Source organism: Streptomyces sp. NPDC087844, assembly GCF_044742785.1.
In the GTDB taxonomy this organism is placed as follows: domain Bacteria; phylum Actinomycetota; class Actinomycetes; order Streptomycetales; family Streptomycetaceae; genus Streptomyces.
Genome location: NZ_JBIUVD010000014.1, coordinates 214,766 through 230,386, shown reverse-complemented (window position 1 = coordinate 230,386; position 15,621 = coordinate 214,766). Strand labels below are relative to the sequence as shown.

Sequence of the window (15,621 nt, the reverse complement as noted above, 5' to 3'; positions counted from 1 at the left end):
GTCCTGCGTCTCTCGTGCCACGTCCGCCCGAGCGCCGCGGGCAGCGATCGTTATGCTGGGCCGGATCGCTCAAACGAACATTCCGGAGGTGGGGCAAGGTGCGAGAGCCGGTCGACCGCAGGCGTCAGCGCATTCTCGCTGCGGTCCAGGCCCGTGGGGCCGCGCGGGTCCGGGACCTCGCCGACGAGTTGCAGGTCTCGGTGGTGACGGTGCGCCGGGACGTGGAGGAGCTGACGCGCGAGGGCAGACTCCGCCGCGGACACGGCGTCGTCCGTTCGACGCTGCCCGCGCAGGAGATCCCCAGGAAGGACCTGGCCCATGGCGACCGGGTGGCCGTCGTGGTGCCGGAACGACACTCGTACCTGACCGAGACGCTGCACGGCGCCCGCACGGCACTGGAGGAGGCGGGGATGCGCATGGCCCTGCACATCGCCCCCCAGGTGGCCGGCGCCGAACGCCCGCTGGTGGAGCGGGCGCTGGCCGACGGCGCCCGTGGTCTGCTGCTCGCGCCCCGATGGCACACCGCGGCGGCGGAGCGGGCCGACCACGGCTGGCTGGCCGCGCTGGAGGTGCCCACGGTGCTGATGGAGCGCCGGCCGTGGCAGGGCAGCCTGGCGCACACCGTGGACTCGGTGTGCTCGGACCACTGGTACGGCGCGCACCTCGCCGTGGAGCACCTGGTGGGACTCGGCCATCGGCGGATCGTGTTCGCGACCCGGGAGGACAGTCCGACGGCACGCACACTGCGGGCCGCTTTCACGAGCATCGCCGGGGCACATCCGCTGCTTGAGGAGTGGGCGTGGGCGCTGATCTCGAAGCAGGCGGGGCGCGAAGGGCCGTACACCGCGGACGAGACGGCGGAGCTGCCGCGGCTGCTGCGCAGGACGCGGGCGACCGCGGTGGTGCTGCACAGCGACGTGGACGCGCTGATGGTCGTGCAGAGGCTGACGGACGACGGGGTGCGGGTGCCCGAGGACTGCTCGGTCGTGGCGTACGACGACGTGGTGGCCGCGCTGGCCACGTCTCCCCTGACAGCGGTGTCCCCGCCCAAGGCGGAGGTCGGCCGGGCCGCCGCCGAACTGTTGACGCAGAGACTCCGGGAGGGCGGGCAACAGCCCGCGCGCCGCGTCGAGTTGCTTCCGCGGCTGATGGTGCGCGGCTCGACACGGCGGGTCGACGGCACTGGCGAGGTCAGCACCTCGGACGAGTGAGCGTTTGAGCGTTTTGTTTTCTTCTGATCGCTCTATTGACCGTTTGGGTCGAGAGCGATGAGGATTCCCGTGACCCGAACAGTCGTGTCCGCAGGGACGTGGACATGCAGGAGCCGCGGGAGGCGCCATGCCCGGACGACCCGATCGTCGGTCCGTGCTCGCCGCGATGGCCGCCGTACCGCTGACAGGAGCCGTGGGCGCCTGCAGCGGAGGGAACGGAGCCTCGTCGGCCGGCACGGGCCGCACCACACGCATCACCTTCTGGTCCGCCCTGCGCGGCAGCCAGGAGGTGGTCGACGCCTTCAACCGCACGCACGACAATGTGCGGGTCGACTTCCAGCAGATCCCCTCCGGCGGGCAGGGCGGCTACGCCAAGCTCAGCAACGCCGCCCGCGCGGGCAACGCGCCCGATGTCGCGACCATCGAGTATCCGCAGGTGCCGGGGTTCGCCATCGACGGGGTCGCCCGGGACATCACCGATCTCGTCAGTGACTCCCTGCGCCGCAGACTGCTGCCGCAGGCGCTCGCCCAGACCACCTTCGACAAGCGGGTGTTCAGCGTCCCGCTGGACGTCGAACCCATGGTGATGCACTACCGCGCCGACCTCTTCGACCGGTACGGCCTCCACGTGGCGCGCACCTGGGACGAGTTCGCCGAGCAGGCACGCACCGTGCGCCGCAAGGCCTCCGACCGGCGGCTCGTGCTGTTCCCGACGGACGGGATGACGCAGTTCGCGGCCTACGCCTGGCAGGCCGGCGCCCAGTGGTTCGACACTTCCGAGGGAGCCTGGAACGTCTCCCTCGCCGACGCGCCCTCCCGGCGCGTCGCGGAGTACTGGCAGCGGCTCATCGACCGGGACGACGTGTTCGTGAACGCGGTCGAGAGCAGGCAGTCCGACGCGCAGATCGGCACCGGGCTGGTCCTCACCCGGCTCAGCGGCGCCTGGGACGCCGGCGCGCAGATGAACGCGCGGCCCGGGCAGAAGGGCCAGTGGCGGATCGCCCCGCTCCCCCAGTGGGACACCGGCAGCCCCTCCGTCGGCACGCACGGCGGGTCGACGTTCGCCATCACCAAGGACAGCCACCGTCCCGAGGCCGCGATGGAGTTCATCGAGTGGCAGGTCTCCCACCCCGACGCCCTGCGCGCCCGCCTCGCCAGCGGCACCAGCAGTCAGTACCCGGCCGCCCCCGGCCTGGTCGCCGTGGGCCGCAAGGCCTTCGACCGTTCGTACTACGGCGGGCAGGACATCTACCGCCTGTACGAACAGGAGGCGGAGAAGATCGGTGAGGGCTGGCTGTGGGGGCCGCGGATGAGCGCCACCCAGCGGGTCATGCAGGACTCCTTCGCCCGCGTCGGCGGCGGCCAGGGATCGCTGACCGGGTCCCTGCGCACCGCGCAGGAGGGCACCATGCCCGATCTCAAGGCCCTGGGCCTGTCCACCACCCAGCGCTCCACCTGAGCTGACGAGAAGGCAGGTGACACCGCATGACCACCACCGCTCAGACCCGGGTGCCGACCGACGCGTCACGCGCCGGCGACCCGGCCCTCTCCGCCGCCGGCCGGCGTGCCCGCCGGACCGCCAAACGCCGTCGGTTCGGCGCGGTCGCCGTCCTCATGGGGCCGTTCTTCGTCCTGCTGACGACCGTCTTCCTGATCCCCGTCGGCACGGCCGTCCATCTCAGCTTCTACAGCGACGACCAGCCGGGGCTCGGCTTCGGCCCCGAGAACACCGTCTTCGTCGGACTGCGCGGTTACGCGGCCGTCCTGACCGACCCCACCTTCCTCGGCGGGCTCGGCACGGTCGCGCTCTACTGCCTGATCTACATCCCGCTCATGGTCGTCGGGGCGCTGGCGCTGGCCCTGCTGCTGGACTCCGGGGTGGTCCGGCTGCGCGCCCTCGCGCAACTGGGCCTGTTCCTCCCGCACGCCGTGCCCGGCATCATCGCCGCACTGATCTGGCTGTACCTGTACACCCCGGGCATCAGCCCGATCATCGACCTCTTCGCCCGCGCGGACATCACAATCGACTTTCTCGGCATCCACGCCGTCGTCCCGTCCATCGTGAACATCGCCCTGTGGAGCAACCTCGGCTACAACATGGTGGTCTTCTACGCCGCTCTGCAGGCCGTACCCCGCGAGGTGATCGAGGCCTCCGTGGTCGACGGCGCGGGACCCGTGCGCACGGCGCTCCAGGTCAAGACACCGCTGGTACGCGCCTCGATCGTCATGGTGGCGATCTTCACCCTGATCTGGGCGCTCCAGCTCTTCACCGAGCCGATGCTGCTCAGCCAGTCCTCCCCCATGATCAGCTCCCGCTTCTCGCCGAGCATGTACATCTACGACGCCGCCTTCACCCGCAACAACTACAGCCTGGCGGCAGCCGCCTCGGTGGTGCTGCTGGTGTGCACGATCGCGCTGTCCTACGGCGTCACCCGCTTCACCAGCCGTGCCGACGCCGAGGAGGCCCGATGAGCACCACCGGCAGTTCCTTCCTGCGCCCTCGTCTGCTGGGGCGGGCGACGGTCAACGTGGTCGTGGCGGTCTCCGTCCTCTACACCCTGCTGCCCGTGCTGTGGCTGGTGCTGGCCGCCACCAAGGACCGGGACGCCCTGTTCAGCAGCGACCTGCTCTCCGTGAGCGGCTTCTCCCCCGTACGCAATCTCCAGGACCTGTTCGCGATGGACGGCGGGCTGTACGGCCGCTGGTACCTCAACAGCCTGCTGTACGCCGTCCTCGGCGCCGCGGTCGGCGCGCTGCTGAGCGTGGCCTGCGGGTACGCCTTCGACAAGTACCGCTTCCCGCACAAGGAGAAGCTGTTCGGCCTGGTCCTCGCGGCGGTCATGGTGCCGCAGACGGTCCTCGCGCTGCCGCTGTACCTGATGGCCTCCGAGGCCGGTCTGGTCAACACCTTCTGGGCCGTGTTCATCCCGGTGCTGTTCAATCCGTTCGGCGTCTATCTCGGCCGCGTCTTCAGCCGGGGGTACGTACCCGACGAGGTGCTGGAGGCCGCGCGGGTGGACGGGGCGGGCGAACTGACCACGTACGTCCGGGTGAGTCTGCGGATGCTCGGCCCGGGTCTGATCACCGTCTTCCTCTTCCAGCTGACCGCGATCTGGAACAACTTCTTCCTGCCCATGGTGATGCTGTCCGACCAGGACCTGTATCCCGTCAGCCTCGGCCTGTACCAGTGGAACAGCTCGGCGTCCGTGTCGCCGGAGTACTACCCGGTGGTGATCATGGGATCGTTGCTCGCCGTGCTGCCCCTCATCCTCGCCTTCGTCCTGCTCCAGCGGTTCTGGCGCAGCGGGCTGACCGCCGGAGCCGTCAAGTGACCTCGCACGCCCGCTCGACAAGGGGCCCCGGCCCCGGTTTCCGGCCCCGTGCCGCCCTCGCCATGTCCCAGGACGCCGCCGCGGCCGTCCTCGACAGCGCGTCGCTCGACGCCTTCCGCCGGGTCTGCGACCTCGCCCCTCCCCCGGTGCTGGACGACCTGTCGACGCCACGGGCGAAGTCGCTCCTGGCCGACGTCGACCTGCTGGTCACCGGCTGGGGCTGCCCGGTCCTGGACGAGGAGGTACTGCGTGCCGCGCCGCGGCTGCGGGCCGTGGTGCATACCGCGGGCAGCGTGCGCGGCCATGTCACGGACGCGTGCTGGGAGCGCGGGATCGAGGTGTCCTCCGCCGCCGCCGCCAACGCCCTGCCGGTCGCCGAGTACACCCTCGCCATGATCCTGCTCGCCGGCAAACAGGTACTGGAGCGCGCCCGCGACTTCACCGCGTCGCGGCGGAGGGACGACTGGCTGCGTACCCCGGACACCGTCGGCAACTACCGCAGCACCGTCGGCGTCCTCTCCGCGTCGCTGATCGGCCGCAGGGTCGTCGAGCTGCTGCGTCCGCACGACATCGAGGTCCTGCTCCACGACCCGTACGTCAGTGACGCGGATGCCGCCGAACTCGACGTGAAGCGTGTGGAGTTGGCGGAGCTGTTCGCCCGCTGCGACACCGTCAGCGTGCACACCCCGCTGCTGCCCACCACCCGGGGCCTGGTCGGCCGCGCTCTGATCGACTCGATGCCGGCCGGAGCCATGCTCATCAACACCTCCCGGGGAGCCGTCGTCGACCAGGAGGCACTCACCGACGCCGTCCTCGCGGGCCGGATCCGGGCCGTGCTGGACGTCACCGACCCCGAGGTGCTGCCGGCCGACCACCCGCTGTGGACCTGCGAGAACGCGCTGATCACACCTCACCTGGCAGGTTCCCAGGGCAACGAGTGGCGCCGACTGGCCGACCTCGCGCTCGCCGAGACCGCCCGCTGGGCGTCCGGCACCGGCTTCCTCCACCCCGTACGACGCGAAAGGCTGGCGTTCCTGGCATGAGCATCCGCATCCCTTTCGAACTCCCCCCCGAGGACCGTGCGTCGAGCCCGTACACCGGTTGCACCCGTGCCCACTGGGAGGCTGTCGCGGACGGTCTGCTGGCCGCCGCGTGGCGCTGGAGCACGCCGGGCCACGCCCTGCTCGACCTGCCGGGACGGCCGTCGCGTTCGGGGGTGCGCTCCGACGGTCTTGAGGGCTTCGCCCGGACGTTCCTCGCGGCCGGTTTCCGGGTCGCGGGCGCCGGTGGCGAGGACCCGCACGGCTGGCTGGAGCGCTACGCGCAAGGTCTGGCCTCGGGCACCCGTTCCCCGGGCCGCGACGACACCGAGTCCTGGCCGCTGATCCTCGACCACGACGTCCAGGGTCAGCCCATGGTCGAGTCGGCGTCGGTCGCCCTCGGTCTGCGGCTGACGGCGCCCTGGCTCTGGAAGCATCTCGACGCCGGGGTCCAGGACCGGGTCGAGGAGTGGCTGCGCGGATCACTGCGGCACGTGCCCGCGCCGAACAACTGGTACCTCTTCCCGTACACGGTCGCCGGGTTCCTGGAGTCGGTGGGCCGTGGCGACACCGGGACGGCCGCCGTACAGCAGCGGGCGCTGGAGCTGATGGAGGGCTGGTACCGGGGCGAGGGCTGGTACGCCGACGGGGACGGGCGCGCCTTCGACCACTACAACGGCTGGGCACTGCACCTGTACCCGGTCCTCGACGCCCACCTCGCCGGCGACGCGGCGCTCCTCGCCCGGTACGGCGACCGGCTGCGCGAGCACCTGGACGGCTTCGGGCTGATGTTCGGCGCGGACGGGGCGCCGATGCACTTCGGCCGGTCGCTCGCCTACCGCTTCGCCGCGTCCGCCGCCGTCGGCCTGGGTTCCCTGACCGGCCACACGCCGCTGACGCCCGGTGCCTCGCGCCGTCTGGTCAGCGGAAGCCTGCGCCACTTCCTCGACCGCGGGGCGCTGACCGACGACGGCCTGCTGAGTCTTGGCTGGTACGGCCCGCACGAGGCCACCCTGCAGTCGTACTCCGGCCCGGCCTCGCCCTACTGGGCGTCGAAAGCGTTCGTCTCCCTTCTCGCGCCCGCCGACCATCCGCTGTGGACCGCTACGGAGGAGGCCGCGCCGGTGGAGGAGGCCGACCGGGTGCTGGCCCTGGCCGCGCCCGGACTGCTCGTACAGGCGACGCGCGAGGACGGGATCGTACGGCTGCACAATCACGGCAGTGACCATGTGCGGCCGCATGAGGCGGAGTCGGCCGACGGGGACGACCCGCACTACGGCCGGCAGGCCTACTCGACCCGGACCGGGCCGACCGCGGCCGGGAACATCGCGGACAACCACCTGTCGGTCGAGGTCGGCGGCCGTCGCAGTGTGCGGCGTCGTATCCACCCGCTCGGCGCGGGACACGGCGACGGGTGGGGGTGGGCGGCGTCCTGGCACCGGCCCGTCTTCGCCGGCGGCCCTCCGATGGTTCCGGGGCTGCGGGTGGAGAGCGTGACGGTGGCGCGGGGCCCGTACGAACTGCGGGTGCATCGCGTGGTGGGCGCGCCTGCCGGGGCGCGTCTCACGCACACCGGGTGGGCGACCGGTCCCCTTGAACCCCTGGTCTCGGCGCTGCACGGTCTGCACGGCTGGAGTCCCGAGCCGGAGACGGTCCGCGCCCCGCAGGGCACCGCGTACGTGCCCTGGGCGCGGCTGCCCCGTCTGGTCGGCGAGGCGGACGGCACCTCCGTCCATGTCTGCCTGGCGGCCCTCACCGGCGAACCGGGACCCCGCCCGCTCGCGGACGCCGTCACGCACGTGGTGGCCGACGGCGCCGGTGTCGAGGTGATCTGGGCGGACGGCGGCGCCTGCACGCGCGTGTCGTTCGACCCGATCCGGGTGACGCACGAGAGGAGTTAGGCCGCCGTGTGCACCGTCCGGTGCTCCCGTGCGCCGGGGTACCTGGCCGGATTCCCTCCGCCGTCGGGGGCATATGGCCGCACGCTGGGTATTGCTCTCCCCAAGGACGGCTACTGCGGCGTTGGGGGGACTGGCACTGTGGCACGCCTGTCGTGGACGTCCGGCCCGCCCCGATCGTCCTTCTCCAGCAGGCGGCACACCGTGCGGCGGCTGCGGGACCAGGGCCTCTACGGGCCCAGGTTCCGTGATGTCCTGCCCGGTCTCGCCGGTGCGGTCGTGCTCGTGTGCGCGGTGGTCGCCGGTCTGGCCGTGGGATACCGCGTGGCCGGGCCCGTCGTGCCGGTCGCCGGTGTCGGCCTCCTGTCCCTCGTGGTCGCCGTGGAGATCCGGCGCCGGCGCCCGGGCGCCCGCCGTCGGCGCGGGCGCTACACCGCGGACGAGTTGCGCGAACTGGACGTGCAGGGGCTGGCGTTGGCGGTGGCGCGGATGTTACGGAGGGACGGCTGGCGGGTGCGGCTGCTGCCGGCACCGGACCGGCCGCGGCTGTACGCGCGGGACTCGGCGGGCAGGCAACTCGACGTGGCGTTCCGGCCGGTGGCGGAGCCGCTGCCCGACGAGGCTCTCCCCGACCCCCGCACCCGCCGGGGCGCGTCGGGCCCGCGTCTCCAACTGGTGGTGCACCGGGGGGCTTTCAGGGAGCGGGATGTCCGGTGGGCCCAGCGCCAGGGTGACACCCGGCTCCTCGACGGCGCCGCGCTCGAACGCTGGGCGGCGGGAGCCCGGTTGAGCGAGCTGTTCCAGCCGCCGCTCTGGAACTGACGCGCCGACGCTCACCGCTCTCCGGCCGTCTGCGGCACGGTGGGGGTCGCTCGTGCGGTTCAGCGCGTCGGGTTCAGCTCGTGCCAAGTGCGCCGAAGGCCGCGGCGAGTCGGTCGTGGAGGAGCGCCGCGGAGGGGTGGGGGTCGCGCCGTGGTGTGACCGTGTAGATGTCGCGGGTCGGAGGATCGACCAGGGACACGGTGGTGACGTCGGATCGCAGCGCACATGTCAGTACCCCGGGAATCAGCGCGATGGCGTGGCCGGTCGCGACCAGGGCCAGCTTTCCGGGCAGATCGGCCGCGGCGAGGTCGATGCGGGCGGCGACTCCGGCACGGGCGGCGTGCCGGCGCAGCAGCGCCGCCGAGCCGTCGTTGTCCTCGACCCAGGTCTGGTCGGCCAGAGCCTGTATGCGCACCGGCGCTGCTCCGGCCCGCGCATGGCCGACGGGCAGGACGACGACCATGTGGTCGAGGCCCAGGAAGCGCCGGTCGACCCGCGGGTCATGGGGCAGGCCGGGCGGCGCGTCGGTGACGACGGCGATGTCGAGATCGCCGCTGATCACACGGTGGTGCAGGTGTGCGCTCAGGCCGGGCCGCAGGCTCCACCGCGCGGGTCCGGTCAGCTCCAGCAGGCTCCGGACGGCCTCGGGGACGAGCCCCGCGGCCAGGGAGGGGGGTGCGCCGATCGCCAGCAGTCGGTCGGCGACCCCGTCGCGCACGTCTCGTACGGCGCGAACGGCGCGGTCTGCCTCGTTGAGCGTGGCCAGGGCGTGGCCCCGGAACACCTCGCCGGCGGGCGTCGGACGCACGCCGCGCGCATGACGCTCGATCAGAGGCACGCCGAGCTGCCGCTCAAGGCCGGCGATCTGCCGGGAGACGGCCGACTGCGTGTGATGGAGTTCGGCGGCGGCGGCCGACAGCGACCCGAGCCGGCACACCGCCATAAAAGTCCGCCACACCGTCAGATCCATGGGAACAGTATGACCAGGTGGTATGCGCTTGCCGCAGGGCAGGTCCGCTGGATCCGCGCTTGTCGCAGACCGCGCGGTGAACCACGGTGACAGGCATGACCCCACAGCACACGATCGCCGTCCTCGGTCTGGGGCGCATGGGCGAAGCCGTCGCCACACGACTCACCGCTCAGGGCCTGCATGTCCTCGGCTGGACCCGCTCGGGGCGCACTTCGGCTTCCTTCGACACGACCGGCGATCCGAACGAGGCCGTGGCGAAGGCCGATCTCGTACTCCTCGCACTGTTCGACGGCCCGGCCTGCCGACAGGTCCTCGACACCGTCCAGGACTCGCTGCGCACCGACACCGTGGTGGTGAACCTCAGCACCGTCGCCCCGGCCGAGGCCTCCGAACTGGCCCAACGCCTCGGCGCCTCCTACATCCACGCGCCCGTACTCGGTTCCGTACCCGCGGTCACCGCGGGTACCCTGCGCATCCTCACCGCCGCCGATCCGAGAACGCTCGGTCGAGTCCGACCGGTTCTGGAGGCGCTGGGCACCGTGCGACACGTCGACGACGCCTCCACCGCCGCCGCACTCAAGCTGATCGCCAACAGCAGCCTCGCCGGAGCCGTCCTCGCACTGCGCGACTCACTGCAGCAGGCGGACGCCCTCGGCCTCTCCCGCACCCAGACCCTGGACATTCTCGAACTCGGCCACCTCGGCGGGCTCGTAGCTCGCAAACGATCCTTTCTCGACGGTGCACCGGCCGCTGCCACAGCTGTCGGCACGGCCACCGGCACCGCCGACTTCACGATCGAAGCGCTGGCCAAGGACATGAATCTGCTGGCCATCGCCTCGGACACCCCGCTGCGCTGCGTCCCCGGCCTGGCCGGCACCCCCGGCGGCCCGGAGACCGACATCGCCGTAGCCGCCACGGCCCCGGCGGTGGCGGACGCCGTGCTCGCCCCGCTCCGCGCCTACATACGTGGACACGCCACCGGCGACCCCGGCCACTTCCGCGCCGCGTTCCTCCCCACCGCCCACATCGAGGGCGTACGGGACGGTGTGTTCGTCTCCTGGCCCCTGGACGAGTACTGCGCTCTCTTCCACGGCCGGCCGGCGCCGGACGAACCGGCCCGCTCCCGCCGTATCGACACCGTCGACGTCCACGGCACCGTCGCGACCGCGACGATGACGCTCCGGCACGGCGCGGACACCTTCACCGACGTCTTCCTGCTGGCCCGCGTCGACGACCGCTGGCGCATCGCCAACAAGGCGTACCACCGGCACTCCTGAAGGGCCGCAAGCCCTGTGCCTCAGCCCGACATCACCACACCCGAGGCGTGCCGGACCGGCGGCGTACGGGTACGGGTACGGGTGGGTGGAGGGTGACCTGCGGGCCCCGGTCATGGGCGCACGCGGGCCCGTCCGGCTGCTCGGGCCGGACCCTGGGCGGCGGCGCGGTGACCCGGGTCGTGAGCCCGGTGTTCCGCGCATGGTGTTCCGCGCTCAGTCGAACCGCAGGATGCGCGGGGCGAAGGTGCCCTCGGGCCCGTCGGCGCGACCGACCGACCACACCGTCTCCGTGCCCGGCACGGTGGCCAGCCGGAGCACCCAGGAGTCGCCCTCCCCGCCCACCGCCGGTTCGCTGTGCTCGGTGAACGACTGGCCGTTCCAGGCGAGGAAGTCCGGCCCGGGGACGAGCGGCGGGCTGCTGCCCACCGGGCCCCACTTCTGCGAGCGGGCCACCGAGACCCAGCCCAGCGCGCCGGACGTGGTGGGCGCCAGTGAGTCGATGGAGCCGAAGTCGGTGGGTACGGACACCTTGTTCCACGCCTGTCCGTCGAACCGGACGAGCAGTGGCGGAATCGGCCGGCCCGGCGGACCCCCGACGAATCCGGCCGTGCCACCCGCCCACACCTCCGTCGGTGAGACCGCGAGCACACTGCCCACGGCCGACCGGGGAAAGCCGTCCACGACCGTCTGCTGCCACGCCTGCCCGTCCCAGTGCGACACGGCCGCGCCCGAGACGGTGGCGCCGGCGGCCCAGACGTCGTCCGCCGCCAGGATGTGCAGGCCGTACACGGATCCGGGCGGCACCGGCATGTCCTGCCAGCCGCCCCCGTCCCGGCGCAGCAGTGCCTGCGCGCCGCCTCGCGAACCGATCAGCCAGGTCTCGCCGCCGCTGGCGACGGCTTCGGTCAGCACGACCCCGCTCGGCGACGGGCTCTCCTTCCATGCCTTGCCCTCGTACCGGAGCAGATGGGCACCGCCCGCCGAGTCGCGGCCGACCGCCCATACCGCGGTGGGTGAGGTCGCGGCGACGGACAGCAGCTCTCCCTGCCAGCGGATCCCGGGCAGGTTCTGGCGCTGCCAGGCGGTTCCGTCCCAGCGCAGCACCAGCGGGAAGCCCGGCGCCTCACGGCCGACGGCGTCGGCGCCCACGGCCCACGCCCTCTCCGGTCCGAACGCCACGGCCTCGTTCAGAGCGGCCTGCGGGCGAACCTGCGCCGGGACCGGAACACGTTGCCAGGACCGTGTCTCCGCCGCGGCCGACGCCATGCCGGCCACGATGGTCATGGCGACGGCGAGGGCCGCGACGAGAAGTCTGTGTGCCATGGGACGTCCGCAGGTCACGGGAAGTCCGCGGGTCATGGTCGGCCTCCCAGCCGCTCGCTCATCAGGTTCGGTTTCGAGCCGTAGATCTCGACGGTCCCGAAGGCCAGCAGTGAGGATCCGGTCCTGGCCAGTGCACGCGGTCCGACGTCGATCGCGTTCGTACGCTCCGGCCCGTAGGAGAAGGCGGTGCGGCGGCCGTCCACCCGTGCGTACTTCGACTGGAACGCGCGGTCGCTGCGCACCGGCAGCCACAGCGCGCCGTCCGGACCGCGCACCATGGCCTCGGTGTAGGTGTCGCCCAGCGGTGGGTAGGTGGTGCGCCAGGCGTTCCCGTCGCCGTCCCGGGTCATCAGGTAGGTGCGGGCCACGCCGTCGGTGTACTGGCTGCCGCCGATCGTGACCCGGCCGGACGGTTCGAGCAGGATCGTGTGCACGTTGCTGTCCGGCGGCAGCGGCACCTTCGCGTCCTGCCAGGCCGTGCCGTCCCGGCGCAGGACGGTGGCACCGGTGTCCGTGTCCGCCCAGGCCCAGGCGTCGTCGGCGGTACGGGCGGTGATCCCCATCAGGTACAGCACACCGTCAGGGACGGCCTGTGCGGTCCAGCCCGAACCGTCGTGGTGCAGCACCTTCAGCCCGGTGTCGTCCTCACCGACCACCCACGCGGCGCCCGGTACCGCGGCGAAGTCCTGGTAGGTCCACAGGGTCTGCGGCAGCGGGACGGCACTCCACGCTCCCGCCGACCGGCGCAGGATCTCCCCCGTCCCCTCGCGGTTGTGGAAGATCCACACTTCCCCGCCGACGAACTGCACCTTGCCCAGCGAGCCCGGCTCACCGGCGCCGGGGAAGGTCGTGTCCCGGCTCCACGCCGTGCCGTCCCACCGGTACAGCATCGGCCGCAGTCCATCGGCTGCCTGCTCGTACCCGGTCGCCCACGCCTCGCCCGGCCCTCGGGCGGCGAGATCGGTCACGGTGACCGGCGGGGCCGCCGCCGGTACCGGCAGCACCGACCAACTCGGCGTCACCGCCCCCGCCACCGTCGGCGACGTCAACGTGGCACACGCGAGCACGAGGCAGACAACGGCCGCACGAAGACTGTTCACGAGCCCTCCAGAGTCGCAAGTGCCCCGGAACGTGAAGATCCGACAGCCTAGGGGCGTTCCCGCACCGGTGAACAGGCGGCAACCGGCCGATCCCACCGATCGCGGACGGGCATCTGGTGGGCCGCTCCATCGGCGCCGCGGCCACCGTCAGAGCCGCGACCGCCCACTGCAGGTGCCGCGGCCCGCACCGCGCGGTGGACGGCCCCCGCTGGTCACCGCCCGGCTCCCGGGCGTGCCGGTCACCGTCCCCGGCTGACACATCCGCAGGACGTCGCCCGGGCCATCGGTGAGCGAACCGCTTCCCCGATCCGGGATCGCCGCGGTGGGGAAACGCCGGAAACTGGTCTTCTCGGGCGACGAGCCAGGGCGGCTCCCGGGCAGTGCGCGGCGACGTGAAAGGATCCCCCTATGTCTACCAACGTCTTCTTCGACATCACCATTGACGGCGACGCCGCCGGCCGCATCGTCTTCGACCTGTACGACGACGTCGTCCCCAGGACGGCGCAGAACTTCCGTGAGCTGGCCACCGGCCAGCACGGCTACGGATACGAGGGCTCGGGCTTCCACCGTGTCATCCCGGACTTCATGCTTCAGGGTGGCGACTTCACCCGCGGCGACGGCACCGGCGGCAAGAGCATCTACGGCGCCAAGTTCGACGACGAGAACTTCAAGCTCAAGCACGACAAGCCGTTCCTGCTGTCCATGGCGAACTCCGGCCCGAACAGCAACGGCTCGCAGTTCTTCATCACCACGGTGGTCACCTCGTGGCTGGACGGCAAGCACGTGGTCTTCGGTGAAGTGGTCGAGGGCCAGGACCTGGTACGGAAGATCGAGTCCCTGGGCTCGGGTTCCGGTTCCACCCGCGCGAAGATCGCGATCGCTTCCTCGGGCATCGTGGAGAAGTAGCGTCCGCGCCCCGGGCGGCGGGGCCGCCGGCTCGACGCAGGCTGTCCGGGTCGCGCACTCGCCCGCTCGACCCGGGGCCTGCGGGGCCCAGCACACCCCGCCCCCGGGGCTCGCTCCCGAGCCCCGGTAGCGACGGCGAGACGCGCGTCGATCGCGGTGCGCACCTGATACCCAGGCCGGTAACACGCCCGTAGCCCTCCGGACGACGGCTCCCTGAGGGCTGTCCCGTAATCCCCGGTGGATCAGCGCGCGGCGTCAGATGCGGTGCATCGCAAGGCGGAGGGCCGTCCTCATACTGGGCGTATTCGGGCGATCCGACAACGCGGCGAGGTGCCGTAGCTGTCGTCGTGCGCCCGCCGGGGATTACGGGACAGCCCTTAGGCGCAACCCGGCGGTTCCTTCCCGGACGGTACGAATTGCATGGTGGGCATCCCGGCGGCGTCGAAGTCGGCCGTGTCCGGGCCGATCAGAGTCACGTACCCGGGCAGTATCTGGCTGTCATGCGAGGGCGGCTCCCCCTTGACCTGCTCGGCGCCGGGCAACACGGAGTCAAGAACCCAATAACGGCCGCCGAAACGCAGCCCCTTGATCCCGCAGTGCGTATAGAGGTCGTACGGGTACGGCTTGTGCTGCTCGGGCTCCGCCGGCCCTTTCTGCCACGTGCCCCTCTCGGCGGTGCGGGCGGGCAAGGTGGGGCCGGAGTACCCCTCCTCACGCGGAGGGTCGTCCGAGGCCGAGCAGCCGGAGAGCGACAGCCCGGCGCCCAGGAGCAGGATGGCGACTTGGCGCGATGGTTTCACCTACCTAAGACGCCGGCGTCGCCTGTTCCGTTCGCTCCCCGGAGCCTCGACCGTCGCGAGCGCCGTATCGGCCCACGCACGTCAGGGCATCGGCGCGGCCCCCTCGAAGTGCACCTCCTGGCAGGGCTGCACCGGCGGCTGCGGGTCCTCCACCGTCCCGGAGTCTCCGGTGTGCAACGCGACCCTGCAACTCTCGCGCGTCAGCGGCGGACCAGCACCGCGTGTGTGACAGCCGGCGAGGCGACCAGTTCGGACACCCGGTAGCCGTCGATCCCGTCGCCCAGATTGTCGAGCAGCCGTTCCCCGCGCCCGATGAGCATCGGCGCGATAACCAGGTGGAGCTCGTCGATCAGCTGGGCGCGCAGGTACTGCTGGATGACCGCCGCACCGCCGCCGATCCGGACGTCCTTGCCGCCCGCGGCGTCGAAGGCGCGCTGGAGCACCGTCTCCAGCGGTTCGTCCGTGAAGTGGAAGGTCGTCCCGCCGGCCATCTCCAGCGCCGGGCGCAGATGGTGGGTGTGCACGAAAACGTCGTGATGGTAGGGCGGGTTGTCACCCCACCAGCCCGTCCAGGACTCGTCCTCCCACGGCCCGCGCTGGGGCCCGAACATGTTCCGCCCCATGATCGTGGCGCCGATGTTCTGCTCGCCGCGGGCGAGGTAGTCGGCGTCGATTCCGGTCTTCCCCGCGGCGGAGTCCTCCGCCGCGGAGACGAACCAGCTGTGCAGTCCGTCGCCGACGCCGTCGCCGAACGGGGCGTCCATACGCTAGTTCGCACCGGCCGCAAAGCCGTCGAGGGAAATCGTCACATTGTGCACGCGTACCTTGGACACGGCTTTCACCTCTCGTTGATGTCGGTCTCCTACCCCTGCGTCGAACAGAGCCTGCGCGGATCGACATCGCCACGCACATTCTTTGCGCGGGCCGTACTCGGGCGGTACT

General features: G+C 71.8%; 14 protein-coding genes. 9 read left to right on the top strand and 5 right to left on the bottom strand.

Annotated features, from left to right (window positions below; genetic code table 11):
• Positions 1 to 98 precede the first annotated feature (98 nt).
• The 7 genes from ACIOKD_RS26280 to ACIOKD_RS26250 all read left to right on the top strand — a co-directional run bounded on the left by ACIOKD_RS26280 (position 99) and on the right by ACIOKD_RS26250 (position 8,303).
• A complete protein-coding gene (locus ACIOKD_RS26280) occupies positions 99 to 1,211 on the top strand; it encodes a substrate-binding domain-containing protein (RefSeq protein ID WP_402088665.1) in 1,113 nt (370 codons plus the stop codon).
• 127 nt (positions 1,212 to 1,338) lie between these two features.
• Positions 1,339 to 2,670, top strand: coding sequence for an ABC transporter substrate-binding protein (locus tag ACIOKD_RS26275; protein WP_402088663.1), 1,332 nt, complete (start codon positions 1,339 to 1,341; stop codon positions 2,668 to 2,670).
• Between the two features lie 26 nt (positions 2,671 to 2,696).
• A complete protein-coding gene (locus ACIOKD_RS26270; protein ID WP_402088660.1) occupies positions 2,697 to 3,683 on the top strand; it encodes a carbohydrate ABC transporter permease in 987 nt (328 codons plus the stop codon).
• Positions 3,680 to 4,543 carry a carbohydrate ABC transporter permease gene (locus ACIOKD_RS26265; protein WP_402088656.1) on the top strand — a complete coding sequence of 288 codons (864 nt, stop codon included), beginning with the start codon at positions 3,680 to 3,682 and terminating at the stop codon, positions 4,541 to 4,543. Before ACIOKD_RS26270 ends, ACIOKD_RS26265 begins: the two co-directional genes overlap by 4 nt.
• A gap of 62 nt (positions 4,544 to 4,605) precedes the next feature.
• The gene (locus ACIOKD_RS26260; RefSeq protein WP_402088756.1) at positions 4,606 to 5,586 is read left to right on the top strand and encodes a hydroxyacid dehydrogenase; all 981 of its coding nucleotides are present in this window, start codon (positions 4,606 to 4,608) and stop codon (positions 5,584 to 5,586) included.
• A 2-nt stretch (positions 5,587 to 5,588) separates the two neighbouring features.
• Entirely contained in the window at positions 5,589 to 7,484 is a 1,896-nt protein-coding gene (locus tag ACIOKD_RS26255; RefSeq protein WP_402088753.1) for a DUF2264 domain-containing protein, read from the top strand.
• Positions 7,485 to 7,622: 138 nt separating this feature from the next.
• Complete coding sequence (locus ACIOKD_RS26250; RefSeq protein WP_402088653.1) at positions 7,623 to 8,303, top strand: hypothetical protein; 681 nt, start codon at positions 7,623 to 7,625, stop codon at positions 8,301 to 8,303.
• Positions 8,304 to 8,376: 73 nt separating this feature from the next.
• Here the strand turns inward: ACIOKD_RS26250 and ACIOKD_RS26245 are convergent, their stop codons facing one another.
• Positions 8,377 to 9,273 (bottom strand): LysR family transcriptional regulator, encoded by an 897-nt coding sequence (locus ACIOKD_RS26245; RefSeq protein ID WP_402088651.1) that lies wholly within the window; start codon positions 9,271 to 9,273, stop codon positions 8,377 to 8,379.
• 95 nt (positions 9,274 to 9,368) lie between these two features.
• Here ACIOKD_RS26245 and ACIOKD_RS26240 point away from each other — a divergent pair, with 95 nt between their 5' ends.
• On the top strand, positions 9,369 to 10,550 hold the full coding sequence (locus ACIOKD_RS26240) for a nuclear transport factor 2 family protein (protein WP_402088648.1): 1,182 nt from the start codon (positions 9,369 to 9,371) through the stop codon (positions 10,548 to 10,550).
• A 213-nt stretch (positions 10,551 to 10,763) separates the two neighbouring features.
• Here ACIOKD_RS26240 and ACIOKD_RS26235 read toward each other — a convergent pair whose 3' ends face one another.
• Positions 10,764 to 11,873 (bottom strand): hypothetical protein, encoded by a 1,110-nt coding sequence (locus ACIOKD_RS26235; protein ID WP_402088646.1) that lies wholly within the window; start codon positions 11,871 to 11,873, stop codon positions 10,764 to 10,766.
• Between the two features lie 32 nt (positions 11,874 to 11,905).
• Positions 11,906 to 12,973 (bottom strand): hypothetical protein, encoded by a 1,068-nt coding sequence (locus tag ACIOKD_RS26230; protein WP_402088643.1) that lies wholly within the window; start codon positions 12,971 to 12,973, stop codon positions 11,906 to 11,908.
• 408 nt (positions 12,974 to 13,381) lie between these two features.
• On the opposite strand from ACIOKD_RS26230, the gene ACIOKD_RS26225 reads away from it, so the two are divergent.
• A complete protein-coding gene (locus tag ACIOKD_RS26225) occupies positions 13,382 to 13,879 on the top strand; it encodes a peptidylprolyl isomerase (RefSeq protein ID WP_402088639.1) in 498 nt (165 codons plus the stop codon).
• A gap of 377 nt (positions 13,880 to 14,256) precedes the next feature.
• Here ACIOKD_RS26225 and ACIOKD_RS26220 read toward each other — a convergent pair whose 3' ends face one another.
• The gene (locus ACIOKD_RS26220) at positions 14,257 to 14,679 is read right to left on the bottom strand and encodes a hypothetical protein (RefSeq protein WP_402088636.1); all 423 of its coding nucleotides are present in this window, start codon (positions 14,677 to 14,679) and stop codon (positions 14,257 to 14,259) included.
• Positions 14,680 to 14,879: 200 nt separating this feature from the next.
• On the bottom strand, positions 14,880 to 15,443 hold the full coding sequence (locus ACIOKD_RS26215) for a dihydrofolate reductase family protein (RefSeq protein ID WP_402088632.1): 564 nt from the start codon (positions 15,441 to 15,443) through the stop codon (positions 14,880 to 14,882).
• Positions 15,444 to 15,621: the final 178 nt, after the last annotated feature.